This is a genomic window from Levilactobacillus wangkuiensis (assembly GCF_016861605.1).
GTDB lineage: Bacteria > Bacillota > Bacilli > Lactobacillales > Lactobacillaceae > Levilactobacillus > Levilactobacillus wangkuiensis.
Window position 1 is genome coordinate 54,730 of the sequence record NZ_BOLM01000006.1, and the last position, 18,961, is coordinate 73,690.

At 48.7% G+C, this 18,961-nt stretch carries 16 protein-coding genes; 8 read left to right on the forward strand and 8 right to left on the reverse strand.

Annotated features, from left to right (window positions below):
• Window positions 1–7: 7 nt before the first annotated feature.
• Window positions 8–178, forward strand: a complete 171-nt coding sequence (locus JUF13_RS05930) for a FeoB-associated Cys-rich membrane protein (protein ID WP_203638415.1) — start codon at window positions 8–10, stop codon at window positions 176–178.
• 906 nt (window positions 179–1,084) lie between these two features.
• On the opposite strand, the gene JUF13_RS05935 is transcribed toward JUF13_RS05930, so the two are convergent.
• Window positions 1,085–1,927 (reverse strand): glycosyltransferase family 8 protein, encoded by an 843-nt coding sequence (locus JUF13_RS05935; RefSeq protein ID WP_225893618.1) that lies wholly within the window; start codon window positions 1,925–1,927, stop codon window positions 1,085–1,087.
• A 1,236-nt stretch (window positions 1,928–3,163) separates the two neighbouring features.
• Between JUF13_RS05935 and JUF13_RS05940 the strand changes: the two genes are divergently transcribed.
• The 3 genes from JUF13_RS05940 (at window position 3,164) to JUF13_RS05950 (ending at window position 6,492) form a co-directional block, all read left to right on the forward strand.
• The gene (locus JUF13_RS05940) at window positions 3,164–4,426 is read left to right on the forward strand and encodes an FAD-dependent oxidoreductase (protein WP_203638419.1); all 1,263 of its coding nucleotides are present in this window, start codon (window positions 3,164–3,166) and stop codon (window positions 4,424–4,426) included.
• Window positions 4,426–5,697 (forward strand): NAD-dependent dihydropyrimidine dehydrogenase subunit PreA, encoded by a 1,272-nt coding sequence (gene preA / locus JUF13_RS05945; RefSeq protein ID WP_125764043.1) that lies wholly within the window; start codon window positions 4,426–4,428, stop codon window positions 5,695–5,697. Before JUF13_RS05940 ends, preA begins: the two co-directional genes overlap by 1 nt.
• A 222-nt stretch (window positions 5,698–5,919) precedes the next feature.
• Window positions 5,920–6,492: a DUF1097 domain-containing protein gene (locus JUF13_RS05950; protein ID WP_203638421.1), complete on the forward strand. Its 573-nt coding sequence runs from the start codon at window positions 5,920–5,922 to the stop codon at window positions 6,490–6,492.
• A gap of 214 nt (window positions 6,493–6,706) precedes the next feature.
• Here the strand turns inward: JUF13_RS05950 and JUF13_RS05955 are convergent, their stop codons facing one another.
• Together JUF13_RS05955 and JUF13_RS05960 are read right to left on the reverse strand one after the other, a co-directional pair.
• A complete protein-coding gene (locus JUF13_RS05955) occupies window positions 6,707–6,952 on the reverse strand; it encodes an antitoxin of toxin-antitoxin stability system (protein WP_203638423.1) in 246 nt (81 codons plus the stop codon).
• A 169-nt stretch (window positions 6,953–7,121) separates the two neighbouring features.
• Window positions 7,122–8,135, reverse strand: coding sequence for a C40 family peptidase (locus JUF13_RS05960; RefSeq protein WP_203638425.1), 1,014 nt, complete (start codon window positions 8,133–8,135; stop codon window positions 7,122–7,124).
• A 289-nt stretch (window positions 8,136–8,424) separates the two neighbouring features.
• On the opposite strand from JUF13_RS05960, the gene JUF13_RS05965 reads away from it, so the two are divergent.
• Both JUF13_RS05965 and JUF13_RS05970 read left to right on the forward strand, forming a co-directional pair.
• On the forward strand, window positions 8,425–8,847 hold the full coding sequence (locus JUF13_RS05965; protein WP_203638427.1) for a hypothetical protein: 423 nt from the start codon (window positions 8,425–8,427) through the stop codon (window positions 8,845–8,847).
• Window positions 8,848–8,915: 68 nt separating this feature from the next.
• A complete protein-coding gene (locus JUF13_RS05970) occupies window positions 8,916–9,419 on the forward strand; it encodes a DUF2798 domain-containing protein (RefSeq protein WP_125764029.1) in 504 nt (167 codons plus the stop codon).
• Between the two features lie 140 nt (window positions 9,420–9,559).
• Here JUF13_RS05970 and budA read toward each other — a convergent pair whose 3' ends face one another.
• The 3 genes from budA to JUF13_RS05985 all read right to left on the reverse strand — a co-directional run bounded on the left by budA (window position 9,560) and on the right by JUF13_RS05985 (window position 11,332).
• Window positions 9,560–10,273: an acetolactate decarboxylase gene (gene budA, locus JUF13_RS05975; protein ID WP_203638429.1), complete on the reverse strand. Its 714-nt coding sequence runs from the start codon at window positions 10,271–10,273 to the stop codon at window positions 9,560–9,562.
• Window positions 10,274–10,418: 145 nt separating this feature from the next.
• Complete coding sequence (locus tag JUF13_RS05980) at window positions 10,419–10,979, reverse strand: nucleotidyltransferase family protein (protein ID WP_203638430.1); 561 nt, start codon at window positions 10,977–10,979, stop codon at window positions 10,419–10,421.
• A gap of 80 nt (window positions 10,980–11,059) precedes the next feature.
• On the reverse strand, window positions 11,060–11,332 hold the full coding sequence (locus tag JUF13_RS05985) for a Mor transcription activator family protein (RefSeq protein WP_203638431.1): 273 nt from the start codon (window positions 11,330–11,332) through the stop codon (window positions 11,060–11,062).
• A gap of 253 nt (window positions 11,333–11,585) precedes the next feature.
• Between JUF13_RS05985 and JUF13_RS05990 the strand changes: the two genes are divergently transcribed.
• Window positions 11,586–12,275, forward strand: a complete 690-nt coding sequence (locus JUF13_RS05990; RefSeq protein ID WP_203638432.1) for an N-acetylmuramoyl-L-alanine amidase — start codon at window positions 11,586–11,588, stop codon at window positions 12,273–12,275.
• Between the two features lie 153 nt (window positions 12,276–12,428).
• Here the strand turns inward: JUF13_RS05990 and JUF13_RS05995 are convergent, their stop codons facing one another.
• Entirely contained in the window at window positions 12,429–15,434 is a 3,006-nt protein-coding gene (locus JUF13_RS05995; protein WP_203638433.1) for a YfhO family protein, read from the reverse strand.
• A 293-nt stretch (window positions 15,435–15,727) separates the two neighbouring features.
• Here JUF13_RS05995 and JUF13_RS06000 point away from each other — a divergent pair, with 293 nt between their 5' ends.
• The gene (locus tag JUF13_RS06000; RefSeq protein ID WP_203638434.1) at window positions 15,728–16,339 is read left to right on the forward strand and encodes a hypothetical protein; all 612 of its coding nucleotides are present in this window, start codon (window positions 15,728–15,730) and stop codon (window positions 16,337–16,339) included.
• A gap of 125 nt (window positions 16,340–16,464) precedes the next feature.
• Here the strand turns inward: JUF13_RS06000 and JUF13_RS14415 are convergent, their stop codons facing one another.
• Complete coding sequence (locus JUF13_RS14415) at window positions 16,465–17,400, reverse strand: hypothetical protein (protein WP_225893619.1); 936 nt, start codon at window positions 17,398–17,400, stop codon at window positions 16,465–16,467.
• Between the last annotated feature and the right edge of the window lie 1,561 nt (window positions 17,401–18,961).

The following is an 18,961-nucleotide window of genomic DNA, read 5'->3' on the forward strand; positions in this document are numbered from 1 at the left end:
CTTGTCCATGTCAATCCTGATTAATAGCGTTATCGTCATTGCCATCATTGGTGGCGCCGGGTTCGTGTTGTACCGGCATTTGAAAAAGTCCAGCCAGGGCAGCTGCCCCGCGTGCGAGTACGATTGCCCCGCCAAACAACAACTGAAAAAGCACCAAGCCGAAAAACACATGTCGTAATACGCTCCGCCGGCGGACGACCGGTGCTCCCAGCCTATGGGGACCGCCCGAAGCCAGAGAAACGGTCTTCGCGCTCGCGCTAGAGCCTCAAAGTACGGAGTCTCCAGCACGTCCAGTGGCGTAAGCCGACCCAAAACGTCGACAAACGCCACGAACACAGGCTTCCGCACCGGTCGCCCGCCAGCTACGCTAACCCTAGTTTTTCGGTTGTGCCTTTTCATCGTTGGTGGTCAGTGCATTTGTGTTACTGTTATCATCACTTAATTTGTCTTCCTCCAAATAGTTATAGGTCGTGATTCCTAATCAAATGGAATTACGACCTATTTTTTTAATTATCTCCTGTGTGTAAGCGTTTCAAATCAAAAAATCGGCAATTTTTCAATAAACAGCTATGGTTTGACCCATATAAATCAAAAAATCCGCCTTTTTTCAATAAACAGCTACGGCTAGACCAATATAAATCAAAAAATCCGTCCTTTTTCAATAAACAGCTACAGTTAGACCCGCGTAAACCAAAATCAACCGTTTTTCCATTAATGCTACGATTAACCTGATACCCTATTTGACGACATTCTCCCAGACAGCAAAAGGTCGTGACCCCTAATTTTAGGGAATCACGACCTTTTCTGTTAGTAATCAACATTCACGTAAAGTTTCTGTTCACACAATCAGCCTAGAAAACTGCCGAACTAGCAAACACTTTGCGACCGGGCTAAATCCACGTCAGCCGCAGAGATGGTGAAAATGAGTTCAGCCGTGGGAGTGGTCTTAGCGGTTTCACCGCTTAGACCACTGATATCTTTGAGACGTGACCTTCGGCTCAAAGTAAGCCTGGAGACCGCTCCTTGGCTCCAGGCGTGCGCCCACAGCGTCACGACTCATTTTCACCATCTCGGAGGCGACTATTTAGCCTCGACCATTTAGCCGTTGGAGCTGCTGCTGGTAATTCAGGAATAAGCCGGTAAACTTACCGTCGCTGGCCGGGTCCCACGGCTTGGGCGTCCCGCAGTAATGCAGAATCACCGTATTGGCCATGACCCAGTGAATCTCGTGCTGATTCAGGCTGCGCGTCTGGTACATCAGGTATTTACGCGTGTCGTAGTTCCAGATTTCTTCGGAAATTTCCAAAATGTCTGGCCCATACAGGAAGTTCAAAATATCCTGATCCGGTAAAATTAGCTCGCTTTCATATTTTTCAATTGTTTGCGTGATGTCGCTCAGCTTAATTTTGGCCCGCGCTTGGTCCAAATCAATGACCAGCACACCCGAGTTGAAATAACTGGTCGTCGTGCCCAGCCGCAACTGATTGACGCTGTCCATGAGATTGGTCACGCCGCGGTGAACGGCCGCCGCTAACATGTGACCCGCTAAATCTAGCGTCCATAATGGCCGTAAATTGTTAATCACCAACAGGTCCGGGTCCAAATAGATGACCCGCTTCACTGATTTCGGCAAAATCTGACCGCTCAAAAGGCGGAAATACATTTCCCGCGGATAACGTTTGATCAAGGGCACCCCGGCCGTAAAGTCCGCCGTCACCCGTTCGGCGCTCAGCTCCCAGCCAAACGCCGTGGTCAGCTGCCGCACAGACGCCACCTCGTCAGGCGTCAGACTGGCATGCACCAACCACAAATGCATGCGCTCCCCAGGATTATTGGCGTGCGCCGAAAACAACATGACCTTTAAAGGCTCCAAGTATCCTGAATTGAGTGTGACCAGCAAATTAATTTCATCAGACAAAGCTTCCACCGACTTCCGTTTGATTTGGTTGATTCTATCTCCATTAAATCACGTTTACTGTCTATTTTTGATTCCGACGACTTACAAGTTACACGACAATCTGTGGTCGTAACTTATGACGCATAATTTTGCTCGGAACCCACCCACCACACCCGTGGCATAACTTGGGTTACGCGCCCTAACACAACCAAGCCGAGAGGGCGGTGAAAATGGGTTCAGCCATGGGAATTCTCTTAGTGGCGCTCTTTGCCGCTTAGAGAATTGGTGTCTTTGAAACTCGCTTCTCAGAGGTTCAAAGCATCCCGGAGACCGCCCTTCGGCTCCGGGTGTCCGCCCATAGCGTTCCGACCCATTTTCACCGCCCAGCAGACCCCCAACCATCAATACCCATGGCAAAATTGTGTTTGGGACTCGATCCATCCCAGCCGTGAGGGCGACAAAAAATGGGTTCAGCCGTGGGATTTACTGAGCGGTCAGCTCAGTAAATGGCGACTTTGAAACTCGGGCTGTGAGGTTCAAAGCGAGGTCGAAGACCGCTCCTCTCCTGCTACCCAATTTTACAAAACCAACACCCACCACACCCGTGGCATGACTTGGGTTACGCGACCTAACACAACCAAGCCGAGAGGGCGGTGAAAATGGGTTCAGCCATGGGAATTCCCTTAGTGGCGCTCTTTGCCGCTTAGAGAATTGGTGTCTTTGAAACTCGCTTCCAAGAGGTTCAAAGCATCCCGGAGACCGCCTTTTGGCTCCGGGTGTCCGCCCATAGCGTTCCGACCCATTTTCACCGCCCGGCAGGCACTGGCTTCCACTATCCTAGAGGAGCTAACCCAATTATGCCATCTGAGGGATTGGGGCGCATATTGGCGGGAATAATTTGCCGCCAGTATTTTATGCCAAAATAACATGGAAAAGTTTCGCCCCAGCACCATTAATTACCGCAATCGCTGGTAATTCACGTTTTCTCACCGTTTTCGCCACCCCAACTATTAGGCAAAACCCTCAATTATGCCAAATGGTGGGTGTTTTTCCTATATACAAATGTATATAGAAACCGCTCTCAAACACGAATATCGGCCAGAATTCCCGGGAATTTTTTACCGTCATCCCTGGACATGGTATTCTCTAGTTGTTCAAGACACGTGAAAGAAATAACAAGGTACATAACCAGACTTATACCGACCATCACGCGTCTCATCATTATAGCAATCAACCAAATCAAAAAAAGATAGTGAGGGTATCAGCATGACTAAAAAATACGAAACAGAAGCCCCAGGATACACTATGACTACGGTAATGGAAGAAGCAGCTCGTTGCTTGCTCTGCCACGACGCACCATGTTCCAAGGCCTGCCCCGCTGACACTGATCCAGCACGTTTCATCCGCAGCGTGCGCTTCAACAACGTTAAGGGTGCTGCCGAAACCATTCGGGAAAACAACGCCTTGGGTGCCATTTGTGCCCGGGTTTGCCCAACTGAAAAGTACTGTGAACTGGCTTGCTCACGGACTGGCATTGACTGCCCGATCGATATCGGTGGGATTCAACGTTACGTCACCGACTTCGAACAAGCTGCCAAGATGGACATCCTGAAGCAAGGCAAGTCCAACGGCAAGCACATTGCCATCGTTGGTAGCGGCCCTGCTGGCTTGCAAGTTGCCACGACCATGTTGACCAAGGGTTACGCCGTTGACATTTACGAAAAGAATGAAAAGGCCGGCGGTTACTTAACCTACGGCATCCCAGAATACCGTTTACCAAACGATATCGTGGAATACGAAATCAAGCGGATCATCAACTTGGGTGCTAACATTCACTACAACACCACGGTTGGCGATGACATCATGATGGACGACTTAAAGGCCAACAATGACGCCGTTGTCGTAGCCGTTGGTGCTAGCGAAAGTAAAGTTCTTCCTATGTTTGCTAACAACGAAAACGTTGAAACGGCCGTTGGTTTCCTGGCTCGCGTTAAAGAAGCCAAGGGGAACATCACCGACTTACCTGAAAACGCCGTTGTTATCGGTGGTGGGGACGTTGCGATGGATGTTGCTACGACGTTACGCCGCTTAGACGTGAAGAACGTGACCGACATGGCTTACGAAGAATTTGACGAATTCAAAGCTTCCAAGAAGGAACTCAAAGGCACTCGTGAAGCTGGCGTTACGATCGTTGATGGCTACGTGCCAACCGCTGTTAACGGCAATGAAGTCACTTTCAAGCACCGTCACATCGACAGCGAAATGACCATTAAGTCCAACAAGATCATCCTCGCCGTTGGGCAACGCGTTAACGCTGCTAACCTGAACATCACCATCGACAAGCACGAAGAAGTTCCTTACGCTGGTTACGGCACTGCCGATCCAAAGGTCTTCGTTACCGGTGATATCGCACAAGGCGACAAGACCGTTGTCTGGGCCGTTCGTAAAGGTAAAGAAGTCGCAGAACAAATCGACAAAATGATTATGGACAAAGACAAAGAAGCAGACTTGGTAGGAGGTAACGAATAATGATTAAAAAAGACTTATCCGTAGATTTCTTAGGCGTGCATTTTGAGAATCCTTTCCTCCTATCCTCTTCTCCCGTAGGCAACTGTTACGAAATGTGTGCCAAAGCCTTTGACGAAGGCTGGGCCGGCGTTGCCTTCAAGACGATTGGACCAAAGCACTTTAAAGTTGACGAAGTTTCGCCACGGTTTGATGAATTAACCAAGGAAGGCACCCCATTCGTTGGGTTCAAGAACATGGAACAAATTGCCGAACATCCCTTGGAACAAAACCTGCATGACTTAAAGAAGTTAAAGGAAAACTACCCAACCAAGATCATCATCGCCTCCATCATGGGGACCAACGAACAAGACTGGGAAGAATTAGCCCAATTAGTCACCGAAGCCAAAGCCGACATGATTGAAATGAACCTCTCTTGCCCACAGATGACCTCTCACGACATGGGTTCTGACGTTGGGACCAACCCTGAACTAGTTAAGAAGTACTGTGCCGCCGTTCGTCGCGGATCTGATTTACCAATCTTAGCGAAGATGACGCCAAACATCACCGACATGGTTCCTGCTGCTAAAGCCAGCATGGACGGTGGCGCTGACGGGATCGCCACGATCAACACGGTCAAGTCCATCGCCAACTTGGACATCGACCGCAAGACGGCCTTACCAACGGTTGACGGCAAGGGTTCCGTCTCCGGGTTCTCCGGGAAAGCCGTTAAGCCAATCGCCTTACGCTTCATTCAACAATTGCGTGAAGCCGCTGGCATGGAACAATTACCAATCTCTGGGATTGGTGGGATCGAAACTTGGCAAGACGCTGCCGAATTTCTCCTGTTAGGGGCAACCACCCTTCAAGTTACCACGTCCGTTATGCAATATGGTTACCGGATCGTTGAAGACATGAAGAACGGGTTAATGCACTACATGGAAGAACAAGGAATCGACCACCTGTCAGAAATCATCGGCGCTGCCAACAAGAGCATCGTACCCGTTGACTCTCTGAACCGGGACTACAAAGTTTACCCTAAGATTGACTGGGACAAGTGTATCGGTTGTGGCCGTTGCTACATTTCCTGCTTCGATGGTGCGCACCAAGCTATCCAATGGAATGAAGAAGCTCGCCGCCCAACAGTTGATATCGACAAGTGTGTCGGCTGCCACCTGTGCAACCTGGTCTGCCCGGTTGGCGCTATCTCGACTGGTGAAGTTGTGATGAAGCCTGGTCGGGAAGGTAATCCAGAAGACATTAAGATCGAGTCACCACGCTTGACTCATTTCTAAAAAATTAAGCGCGTCACGCCTGCTTGCCGGGGGATTTAAGAAAATGATTGAACGCGGGGCGTGACGAACCCCGAATGAGGCTGGGCCAAAACGTTATGTTTGGGTTCGGCCCCATTTTGGGTTTAAACGTTTTACCTAAAGTCCTTGCGCGGTTCTGCGTAATTCTGTACACTAGAGCAATACGTAGAATGGAAGCGCTAACTAGCAAAGGGGATTACACTCATGAAAATTAGTAAAAAAGTTTGGTTCGACTCCATTGGGGTCGGTGGCTTTACCATCGTTTACAGTCTAATCATGACGGGCTTTTCACTGTGGATGGGTGCGGCAGCCTTCATTGCCGTTTCCTATTTCTTCGGTGCCGGCTTCCCTAAGGATAAAATTTGGAATATTATGTTGAGCTTCTGCCTGGGTCTCATTTGGGGCCTGCTGGCGTTCTCACTGCTGCACGTGTCCTGGATTTCCGGCTTGGTCGCCTCCTCGGTAATGTTTGGGATTCTGACCTTCCTGGCACTCTTCCTGCAGGGAACCATCCTGCCATTCACGGAAGTCCCCGCTTGGCTGATTACTTGGGGAACGACCATGCTGATCATCTCCAACATCACCATCAAGAGCTGGCCAATGTTCTGCTTTGAACTGTTGGCATCCATGTTCATGGGAATCTTCGTGATTGGGTACGCGTCAGACTACTTTAACAAGATTATGTTCAAGTTCTTCCCGGAAAAGGAAGAGGACAAGAACGGTAAGCACCACGATGATACCGCGGATAAGAGTGAACCTGAAGACCAGATGGGTTAAGCTTAGATGCTCAGTTTCTGCAACGTAAGTGAATTAGCTTAGACAAAGAAGGCCTGAGAACGTGTGTCACGTTCCCGGACCTTCTTTTGTTTGTTCTCAACACTCTAGGAGACGTCCAGTCGATGGACAACCCGGCTAAATACGTGTCTCTGGGCGTCCATTTCGTTAGGTGATTCGTTAGATGGTTGCCACGCTGAACGCCTGAGGATGGCTCTCAATGGTTAGCATAACTGTCATCTTCAGACAACTCACTCCCCACTGCATGACCCGCAAACGCCTCTTTTTGTGAAAAATCGTGTGTTGCCACAAACTTAGAATCTAAAAATGGATTAGTTCCTTTGGGCGTATAAATAATCTGACCCTCTTGTCCTTCATAGACATCGTATTCAGATACCGTTTCAATATTACTGGGTACCGTCAAAATGGTGGTACCTTTTAACTTTCGCGTCTTAATGATCATGGTGACCACTCCTTCCGGCTTATATTTATCAATATAGCTATCAGCTGCTACTTTGCAAGCACTACGCTTCAGCTATCCATATTAACGACAAATTATTTAGACTATCTCTCTTGCTGTACGAAAAAAGCCGCCACCAACTGGCGACGACTTTCCTTAAATCTCATTCAATTTAACCCACCAACCGGCGAACACTGCCGTTGAACCGGCTCTTCCAGTGGCTATCGTTTAAGCTAGAAATTCCGACACCACCAGTATCTGAGCTTGGTGAGTCGTGCAGGAAGACCTTGTTGCCCAAGTAAATGGCAACGTGACAGTTAGGCCCTTCCTCCTTGTCGTTGAAGAAGAAGATGTCCCCACGCTTCATATCCTTTGGCTTAATCTTCCGGCCCATGTGGATCAGCGTGTAGGTCGTGCAGCTGGACGTTGGTCCTAAGCGCACGCCAGACTTAGCGTAGATCCAGTGAATAAAGGATGAGCAGTCAAAGCGACGAGCTGCGATGCTGGAGCTCGTCCGGCCGCCGCCCCACAAGTACTTGGACTGACCAACCAATGCGGAACCCGTCTTGATGGCCTTTTCAACCTTCTTGATGTTCCCCTTGAGGGCCTTTTGGTCCATGGTCATGTACTTGGCACGAATCCAGTAATTCTTGTCGCCAACGTTGATCCGGTAGTACCCGGACTTGGATGGCGTGGTGTTTAATTCGACCCGCTTATCCACGTGGTACCAGTGGCCGACGAGGTTCTTAGTGCTGGTACTCCCAGTCACTTTAGCACCCTTCAGTCCCTTAGGCTTATTGTAGAGCAAAATGTGTTTCTTGTTGACCTTCATGGTGTAATCCATTTTGTTGGAATAACGAACCCACTTGTAAAAGGCATCTTGGCGAATCCACCCCCGGTTAGTCTTGTAGAAGACCCCGTGACCGTTCTTAGCAATCCGGCTAACCTTGAAATGGTGCTTGTACTCGTATTTAGCCGAAGCGGATTTCTTCATCCCCGTCTTGTACATCTTCTTGTAGAAGCCGTACTTGGTGTGATACAACGTCTTGGTCTTGTTATAAACCTTGTTGTAAACGACTTTGTCCGCCGTATTGCTGGCTTGGGCTGTAACTGGTTGGGCCGCAAATCCCGTGACCATCAAGCCGAGCGCGAAGAAGCCGCTCAATATGTACTTCACTTTATGCACTGTGAATCCCTCCTGAATGGTTAACTATTTAGTTATGAAACGATGAATACAGGGTAATCCTACTAAATATTCGGGTTTCGGGGTAATGCGGTTTACCTTGCAGAAATCAGGTGGGAATGCACGGGCAGACTGATTGGTAACGTCCATTTAGTTCCGGTAAACTCAAGTTAGCTCAGGTTGTATCGCCTCCAAGGTGATGAACGATTATGGGCGACCAACTTACTTAGCGTTTTATATAAATTTAAAAAGCCGCCGACGAGTTCGCCAGCGACTCTAGGAGGATGATTTTATGCGGAAAATTACGAAACTAATGGCAGCAGGTTTAATCATTGCGACTGTTGGGGCAGGCATGCCTGGTATTTCAGCTCAGGCGGCTTATAAACCGATACCTAAGTCACTTCGTGGAACCTGGAAGACTAAGGGCACTGCCACGTATCGCCGGCAATTACATGTTAAAAGCCATTTTATTTACGAAACGTTTTCCTATAAAATTAGTAACCAATGGCAAGGTCTTGACTTGGGAATCGCTAAAGCGCATCTGATTAAATCTAGTAAAAATACTTATTTAATCAAGGGCATCTCTACGAATTCTGGCAAAAACGGTGGTAATTTCAGTACTACCATTCACGTAAAAAAGAACGGAAAACACGTTTCGGTTAAGGGTATCGACGAAATAGGTACGGTTCATAAATATGTCTCATTCCATAAATAATCCTTACACGAACCAAAAATATGTGGTACGCTAGCATCTCGTGGGAAATTTAAACGAGGAGCAACACAATGCCTAAAAATTTCAAAGAAGAATTACTTTTCACAGCCGTTATGGCGGGACTCATGGTCTTGGTCATGGCTGGCTACAACATCGCCCTAGCCGACGGATTTTCACACCACTTCATCCGTGAAGTCCTGACCGGCTACCCACTGGCCCTTATCGTCGCCGCCATTTGCGACCTGGGGATCATCGGCCCCGGCGTCAAATACATCTTTTTCCACTTTATCATTAACGATTACATGAAAAAGAAGCAGATTCGTATCGCCCTCACCATCTCAGTGATGATGGTTGCCGGCATGGTCACCCTGATGTCTCTGTTCGGGATGGTCGTTACCCAAAACTTCGGGAGCAACTTCTTCCTCACTTACCTGCACACTTGGATTTTCAACCTGTTCATGGCCCTGCCATTACAGCTGCTGATTGTTGGGCCAATCGCCCGCGCTATCCTGGGTGCCGTGCAGAAGCGGACTGCCCCAGCCGAAGTCTTAGAAACCAAATCAGTCGAAGATTAACTAACTAAACGTCGCCGCTACCAACAAGTAGTGGGGACGTTTTTCTTTTTCGCGGTCCCACGCCAACGAAAAATAAGCAGTGCCAACCGGAATTTTTGCGGTTGGCACTGCTTTTAGTTTTTATATTAATGATTGTGAACTCAGTGCTCCGCCCGCCGAACATCCCCGACGATATCGTCACCACTGAAGTCGTGTTGGCGGTAAGCGGCGTCCGCAATCGGCAAGTGCTGAGCCAACGTGCTAAAAGGCTGAACACTGACCTCACCATCAACGCTTTCAAAGTCTAGCAAATGACCGCCAAAGCTGTGATCAGCCGCCAGGAAGTGGTCGTGGAACCCAGCAACCGCAATGCCATCGTAGAGTTGGGGCGCGTAGTAGCCAATCAACGTGCCCTCGACCTCACCGCGCGAGAAAATCTGTTGTTGCTGCGCGGCTTGGGCCAACGTTTGATACAGCGGCTCGGATTTAGCCACGGCCCGCGTGCGGATGGCGGTGAACAGTCCCGTAATTTTAACGGAGAAGAAGGCATTGTCCAGCTGCGCCAGTGCGCGAATCTGCTGGTTGAGGTCGGCCTGACTGGCGCCCAGTACCGTCATCAACGGCTGGTAGTCGGCGTAGTGAACATTGGCAAAGGGCAGCGTGAAGTCACCCGCCACCTCATGGACTTCGCCTTGCGCGTTGACCTGGTACGGGTGGCCATCCAGAATAATCAGCTCGCCATCGAGACCTTCCCCAGTCCCAATGCCCGTGTCGCCATGCCGCAAGAGCTCAGCCATGGTCAGGGTGCCGGCTAACAATCCGGGCACCAGCAAGGCCAACGTGCCGTGTTGGTAAAGTGTCGTTGTATCTTTCATTAGTGTGCTTCCTTTCGCAGTGCTTTGCCTCTACAATACCGCGCGTAGTGGGGATTGCAAGGGGCATGCCTAGCAAAAAAGCCCATTCGCGGTTAAACGAATGGACTTAAAATCAGGCCATATCAGATTTGTTCTGGAGATGTTGCTAGCGTTCCGCAACCCGCAGCCGCGGCCAGGTCCGTTGCCACTGTTTGGCCGCCATTCGCTGCTGATAAATCGCGAGGTGCTCAGCATCCTGCTGGTAAAAGGAGATCGGTCGACACCGCAGATTGACCAGGTCAGCCACGCCATGGGGTGCAATCAATTTGACCGCATCCCCATTCAGGTAGGCGCCGACGCAGGTGGGCACCTCAACGAAATGACCAATGGCATCGGCCACGGACGTGAACTCGGGCGCATCATTGAAATCATAATGCGCCATGTAGACCTCATTTTTCACCTGCCACTGGTACTGTGGTGCCAGCTGTGTCAGGTGTTCGTAAATTTTCAAGTCATCGCTGACCGGCCGCTCAGGATCAAAGAAAACCACATCAATGTCGCTAAGCAGCTGAAGCGGTTGCCCGCTCAACGATTGCCAGACCGTGTTGCGAATACTCCCCGCTGCCAACGCCCCTTGCTTGAGGTGGCAGTCGCGGATAAACCGTAGAATCTGCATGAGTTCTAGGTTAGCGGTAATGATGGCTTGGACTTGGGATTCGGGTGTCATTGGTGGGACCTCCTGTGGGTGTTGTTTAATCTAGTATAACGCCAAAAAAGACGCTTGGGCTCAAGTCCAAACGTCTTTTCTTATTTCTCCTCGCCATGTTCTTCGCGATGTTTCTGAATGATCTGGCGAATCCAGCGCTGCGAGTATTCATATTTTTTGGTTAACTCAGCCAGGTTGTGACCGTCGTATTCCTCAACGATTTGTTCGGCGACCTTGTCACGGTTGTAAAGGCGCATCGGAAATGAAATTTGCCGGCCCCGGTACATCTCATAAATCTTCTCGGTTAACTCTTCGCCCACTAACTCATAGAGTTGGGCGTATGATTCCTGTAATAAATCAACCCGCATTCCCATTGAGCATTCTCCTCATCATAATGTTTTTTGCCTTTATAGCGTACCAAAGGTGTACGGCCGATAAAACTGTGTTCGACCTTACACCCATAAGGTATTATTCCAATTTAGCATCTAACTCGATGTGAATTCTCTCTTGTATAATTCCTTTTCTTTTAAATGAACCCTACAATTCTTGTGCCATTTGGCGTATCATTAATTCAGTTAATCAGCTGAACTGATAACGATTCACATCACAACATGAGGAGTTCTACATATGAGAACCTGGAAATTGGGTTTAGCAGCAGCCCTACTCTTACTGCCATTGACCTTTGGGACCACGTCCGCTGCGGCCAAAACGACCACGGCAACTGCCAAAGCAACCACCACGAAGACCACTAAAACGGCGAAGCGCACGACCCCGAAGAAAAATTATCTAATCGTCATGGGCCACGGTGCCGGTGACCCTGGTGCCCGCGGCAATGGGACGACCGAAGCTCATTTTTTGCGGCAACACATGCTGCCTCAGCTGCGGAAGTACGCCAAGGAAGTTAAGCACAGCACCATCACCTTCTATAATCCCAAGCACAACCTGGTCAGCGACACGCTCTACCACCACAAGGGTAGCTACAAGCTGAACAAGCACACGACCGTCATCATGTTCCATCTGGACGCCCCTGCCGGTCACGGTGGCCACGTCATCATTCACAAGAAGCACCCCACGGCCCGTGACAAACGCTTGGCCAAGGTCATCAAGAAATACGTTGGCTTGAACCGGGCATACAACGGCTACAGTTTCCGGACCAACCTGCGGAACTGCAACGTGTTGCGACGTCGAGGCATCGACTACAGTCTGGTCGAATCCGGCTTTATCACGAACAAGACTGACGTTAAACATCTGAAGAAGCACATGGCTAAGATTGCCAAGGGTGATATTGAAGCTATCACTAATGAGAAGATCAAGTAGGCGGGTTGTAGTCCTCAACGGTTTACATGACGTTAAACCACCACTCACCATTAATTTTCGTTAGCCATGTACACCTATCAACTCGTCAAAAATAGACAGCTCCACACTGGATTTTCCAATGTGAGGCTGTCTTCTTTAATTCTCATTTGATCTCTATTTCCGCCGCCGAACCATGCTAACCGTTCCAGTCACAATCAAGACCACGACACCCAGTCCCGTCAACCACTGGCCCACGCGTAAGCCCGGTGTACGATACGTCAGGCGGATCCGGTGGGTACCTGCTGGCAACCTTGCGCCAACAAAACCGACGTTGACCTTAGTCGTGGGGGTCACTTTCCCATCTACCATTAGGTGCCAGCCCGTAGAATACGGAATCGATGTCGTCAGAACACTGGCCTGTTGGGCCTGAGACGTTCCTGTCACGGTATTCTCATGAACCCGCAACTGATGTAGTCCCTGATGCTTCAGAGTTTGCATCCGCTGATCATAGGTCTTGCCAAATGGGACCGCAATTAGCTTGGCCGACTTGAACGTAAGTTGCTTCACGCCTTGGAAGGTCACGCGAATCGTTTGCCGCGGCTGCTTGGTGTACCCCAGATTCAGGAGCACGCGCCGTTGCGGCTGGTAATCCGACAGGTTACTTTGCCCCAATTGACGATAGCTGGTGACATTTTGCTTACTGCCGACCGTAAGTGTGTAGGCCCCATCGTTTAGGTTCCAGAGGGCATTCCGTAACCGATTCAGACGGGCGATTCCCGTGAAGGCACTGTTACGAAAGGCCTGCGTCTTCTGGGTGCCACGATACTTATCAATGACCCCGAATCCCTGTGCCTGGATGCCCCGTAATTCCAAATAAACCTCGGTACCGCGCGTGGTCTTCGACCGCTTCACAGTCAAATTGACCGCAATCGGCTGATTCTGGTTATCACTGGTCAGTTGCCGCAAACCGTGCGCATTTTTCTTTTGATTGGCCCGCAGAATTTGCCGATTCTCTCGTGTCAATCGCCGCAACCGGGGCCGGTCCGTTTCAATGCTTACGGAACGATCGAGGTTATGCTTACGCAACGATGGCTTTTGAATTTGGTCCGGCGCCGGATCTAACTGATTATTTTGCTGACGATACGTGACCACCTTGGCTAAACTCGTCAGCGCAAGCTGGGAATCGCTGTCCGCTGCGTACTTTACTTCACGCTGCCAACTGTGGTAGGTCGTGGTGGGGACGCCCTTAGCGCCACCCGCCACTAATGCGCCGGCAGTTAGCGCCTGCTCGCGGTCACTCCCATTAAGCCGGTTGAACTGACCGTTTCGCAGTTGCTTTAGCTGAACGTATGCCAACGGTAAGGCGTTCTTGGACTGGAGCACGGCCGTATCATAGGCGTTACCGAGTCCGTGGACGGGTTGATCACGATACGTGACGCGTTGTCCGTGCTGCGTCGCTGGCTGATAGCCGTACGGAAGTGCCTGCATCCCCAGTTGATTGCCGCGGGCAAAGATTGTTCGCACGCCCAACAAATTATTCAACGTCGTACGGCTATCCGCTTGGTTAATCGGCTTGTTCATCTGAAATTGCGCATTGCCCAGCGCCTGACTGAAATCGCCAACCGCCCCATTTTGCACGGAGAAGTAGCTCATGATGTCATGGCTCCCCAGGTTCATCCCCAAGTTGGTCTTCGCGTCATCACTATAGTAATAGTATTTACTGGTGGCGCTACGGCTGAACCCGGATTGCCGGTTGGTAAACTGTTGTGCCCCGTCGTAGAAGTTCTTTTGAAATTTCGTTGCCACTCCGCGGGTCAACAACTGTTGGCTGGCACCGCCCGAGTTGGGACTGTAATAGCCGTACCCATTGGTCACGATATTCAAGCTCAACAATGCCAACAAGCTCCCCAGCAACTGACGCGATGACCAGTGGAACACGACCCCACAAATCAGCGCCCCCAGCGTGACCAGTAGTAGCCCGTACATGGTGAAATCATGAACATGATTGTTGAAAATGAACCCGTTGGCTGCCCATACAACTACCAGTAGGCTCAGCACACTAGCAATCATGACCTGTAAGTCCCCACGGGTCAGTGTCGTCACATGGTCCAACAGGTGCATGGTCGCCAGGCCAAACGCCAGATTGCCTAGCAATAACCAGCGTTGCGAGGGCGTCGTGCCGCCGTTCATGAGTGCTGGGACTGCCGGGATGAGGAGTCCCGCCGCCAGGAGCAGTAAGCCCACATTTAACCACAGGTACTGCTGGAAATGTCGGAGCACGTAGACGATACCCAGAAAAACCAGGCCGCTCACACCCAGATTGACCCAAAAGCGCATCGGGTTCCCGGTCGTCACCAGCGCATTGGGAAGGCGAAGGTAATAATCAAACGGAAATAGCTTGTACCCATTGGCGAATTGGCCCCCGGCCCGCGTGGATCCTAGCGCACCTAGCACGGATGGGATAAACAGGCTCCCCGCCAGCAGAAAGCCCGTCACACCGGCACCCACCAAACGCCGCACCGTTTGCCACAGGGGCAACGGTCGGAGACTCAGATAGCGTAAGACGGCGTAGATCAGGCTGCCGATAGCTAGGATGTAAGCAAAGTAGAAGTTACTGACCAACGCCAGGCCCGTGAATACCGCTAATGGCACCCAGGACCGCCCCCGTAAGACGTGGTCGATACCATACGCCAGCAACGGAAACAGAATCATGGGCAAGAGAAAGAACGGATGCCGAATGCTGACGTACAAGCTATAACCAGTGAAGGTGTAGGCCAAGGTCCCCAGTAACGCGCTAGTCGGCCGGAAATCTCGTTGCCGCGCGAAGAATAGAAAGGCCAAGCCACTCGCGTAGAGCCGCAGTAAAATCAGACAATTATACCCGAACTCCAACATATGCCGTGGAAACAGCGCAATCAGGTAGCTGAATGGATCTCCGAGCACGTAATAGGAAAAGGTCGTCACCTTGTCGGCCCCCAGACCCAGGTCCCAGGACCAGCCAGTGAGGCTTCCCTGATGCAGCCAGGTGTAGAACTTTTCCAATACGGGATAGTGTTGCGCCAGGCCGTCCCCTTCCCAAATAAACGATTTTCCAGTCAAAATAAAAATGCCGTACAACAGGCCGGCTAATACGATAAACATCCCCGTATAGTACAGATAATTCTCCCTTGAACGTTTCATTAATCTCTCCCCTTATATGTAAAACCAACCGCAGAGTTCTCCACACTCTGTAAGTTGTGCCTTTCTTCACTATAGGGGTTACTTTCATGGTGGACAAGAAGATAGCGCTATTTTTAACAAAACATTATCCCGTGTAATCTTATTGCAATGGTTTATTAACACTTGTAATCTATGTATATCCGAAATTATTATCGGCAACTATTAGGGCCCAGGTTCTGCCTCCGCCAACATCAACTTGACCAATTGCTTAATTCTTGATCCTATGCCTGCTAACTACGGTGGTTACGGATTTTATGTTTTATAACTACAAGAAAGGTACTAAGCTAAACAACAGTGGTTTCTATATTCGTAACAATCAGATCTTCAATATGAACCCACAAATGTTGCATGTTGCTGAACCCGACATTCTCAATAACACGGACAACGCAAATGCTGAGAAGGCTCTGAAGTACGCCCCCTCTTATGCATTGTTCACTGTCGGTACCACAAATCACACCATGGATGACATTCACGTCGATGGTAACCAGATTTACACCTTGGAAAATGATAAAACTCCAGCCAATCAAGATGGCAAGACCATCACAGAAAAAGCTGCGGACATCCATTCCAGCTCCAACATGCGTGTCAAGGGTGTCGGTGCAAAAGATTGGACTAATGCCAATCCAGCTCGAACTGTAATTGCTAAGGGTACCTCAGGTAACGAAGCTGCCCACGGATCATACACACAATCCATTTATGGTGTACAACCAGATGGCCAGCAATTCTTAATTGCTAATGTAACTTCTTCAAAGAACCTTCCCTACAGCTACCCATTGAGTAGTAAAAACGGATACAGCCCCGCTGTTCCTGATGTCACTGTTGGTTATGAATCAGCCAATGGCAACATTTACGTACCTTATATTTAATCGGACTTAATTCGTTTCAAATATTAGGCTAATAAGCGTTAGCACAACAAAAAGGAGTTTCTAATCTTGACGATTAGAAACTCCTTTTTTGTGCATTTTGCTGTTCTCATAACTATCTTACAAAATTAATCACGAACCACTAGTTTTGCATACTTATCTGGGAAGCGTGCAATCGCAAACGTTGCCATTCGACCATCACTTGTGCGAGTTATAGCGGCACCAATTTTTGCTTCGACAAAGTAATTTTTCTTCGTTACTCCTTGCTGCCCCCATATATCAGAGTGAGGGGTAAAGATAGAGGATAAATCTTCTGCCATATCAACTTTATTACCAATGTGAAGATACGTTCTTGCCTTATTTGTTCCATACCCCATATTCTCAATACCATTTTGCTTCAATAAATTAAATAAGAACTGCGCCCCTGGCGATGTAATATTATTAAAACCTTGATTATCTGTTAAATCACCAAGATACACATTCTGGTTATTCTTTTCAGTATTGGGGAATAATTCTGATTCCGAGGAAAAGTGAACATTACTTTCAAGCACATCATTCAAAATCGTCTTTGCTAACTGCATTGTCTTCGCGTCTGGTTTCGCACCCATACCCATACTAAGAATAGCTTTTTTAGCCATTGCCTCATAGGTACTAGGCGTCTGAGTAGTCGTTGGAGTTGGAGTCGTAGCAGCATTTGTACTTACAGCCTTAGTCAAGTATCCGCGCCAAATCCATCCCTGAAGGGTTCCATCGGCACTCTTCACATGATAATAAATTGCCGAGTTCCCTTTGTTCTTGCGATACAGCTTTTCATGTGCATCCGTATACCAGGTCACGGTCGGCGTTACATCGTTATTACTGTACCGGATTCCCAAATGTTTTGAGTACCGTGCACCCTTGGTAGCCGTGTACGTATGCTGCTTCATACTCTTACGCCAAACCAGTTTTACTGAATGAGATCTAGCAGCTGAATACTGACTGTTAGCTGATGCCGATACGCTAGTAGCGCCCCAAGCCCCGGCTACAACCCCCACCGTCATAATTGCTTGCATAACTCTTTTCATGATTGTTTCCCTCCCATATTAATGTTAGTCTATCACTAAATGCTTCAACTTAGAATGTGTTTAACCCTTAAACTATCCTCAAAATTCATTCATGTCTGATTCATGCTGACTTCAACAATCGTTTTTAACATCTCTTTTCTGCGACGAATCCTATTAAAATCGTCGATAATCAAAAATTCCTACCTAGCTGATTTTAATCTCTAGGTAGGAACATTTTTATTTGAAGCAACTCCATTGAAACTCTTCATAACGATACCGAAGACATTGCCTTTCTAGCCGATATTCTACGTCTCCGCTACATTAATGCGTACACGGTCCCCAAGACATGTTCCAAGCTCCTAATCTCCGAAAGGACCTTTGATCGATACCAAAATGACGCCTTATTCGCTTTCGCCCTGGCTTGCCCTTTCAATTTAATTGTTTATATCAACCATAAAATGTAGTATCCTTATACCCTATGTTAATATATTCGATTAATCTAATCTTCTCCTCTTGAACAGCCAGGAAGGCGTTATTTAGGGTCGGGGTAACAACTAATCAATAACGATTGGTCTCACCTGAAACCCCAAATTATTATATTTGTCACTTCAAAAAAATGGCCGATTATTGGCGTTTTCTCCCCTGAGTTCAGGATTACTATTTAAGTAAGATTTCTTCAGGTCACAGCAGCCTTTCTAACCAGCTGCGGCCTCTTCTGAAACCTTATATCTTATTTTAAAGGGAAGTCTCACGTCATGCATATCCTCATTAACATTACACCTGAAACCCAATTAAGCTGGCCTCATCTAACAACGCTGATTGAAGAAATTAGATCACAACATTTCAAAAAACTATCATTAAATCTGCAACTACCTCTAACACAGCATTTATCGATTGAGCAACGCGTAACGGCTTCAAACTGGTCATTGTCTGTAAACCAGCCACCCTTAATTTCCACTTACTACCGGGTGCTCTCCAACAGTGGCACAGCTTAGCAACCCTTCATCCCCAAGCTATTATCAGCCTTGCCAGCTTTGACAATAGCCGTTCACCGTACGATCAAATCCATGATTATGTTAATCATCATCAAGCGAACAGCCTACAAACGACTTTTTCAGCCTTAGCAGGCCCAGTAACCTCATCAACTGTTTTGTGGAGTTTACAAAAGTACACAATTTTACCTGATCTCCCCAGTTCCCACCAATTAGCCCAACAGCTCCAACCCACTGGTGTTCTCCTACCTGTCAGTTTACTCCAATCTAAGTATCCTTTAGTCTCACTGAACCAGACGCTGTCTGCGTTTCAGTCCGCCGCTGAAGTTGTCCGGCTATGTGTTCCAACGTTTATAACGCAAGCTTGGGCTGCCACAACGCCGCTGGCCTGGCTAGACCAACTGCAAACTGTTGATGTCACGGGATTAGATACCGCTTGGCAACCACTTTTTACTCACTACCTGCAGCAGCAATTAACCTCAATCCTGGCAACTACCACCCCCCACCGGCTGACATCTGCAGAGCATATTCGTCTCCTACAGCAAGTTCAACAATTAACAAACAAACCAGTCCATCCCTGGACGCGGCTG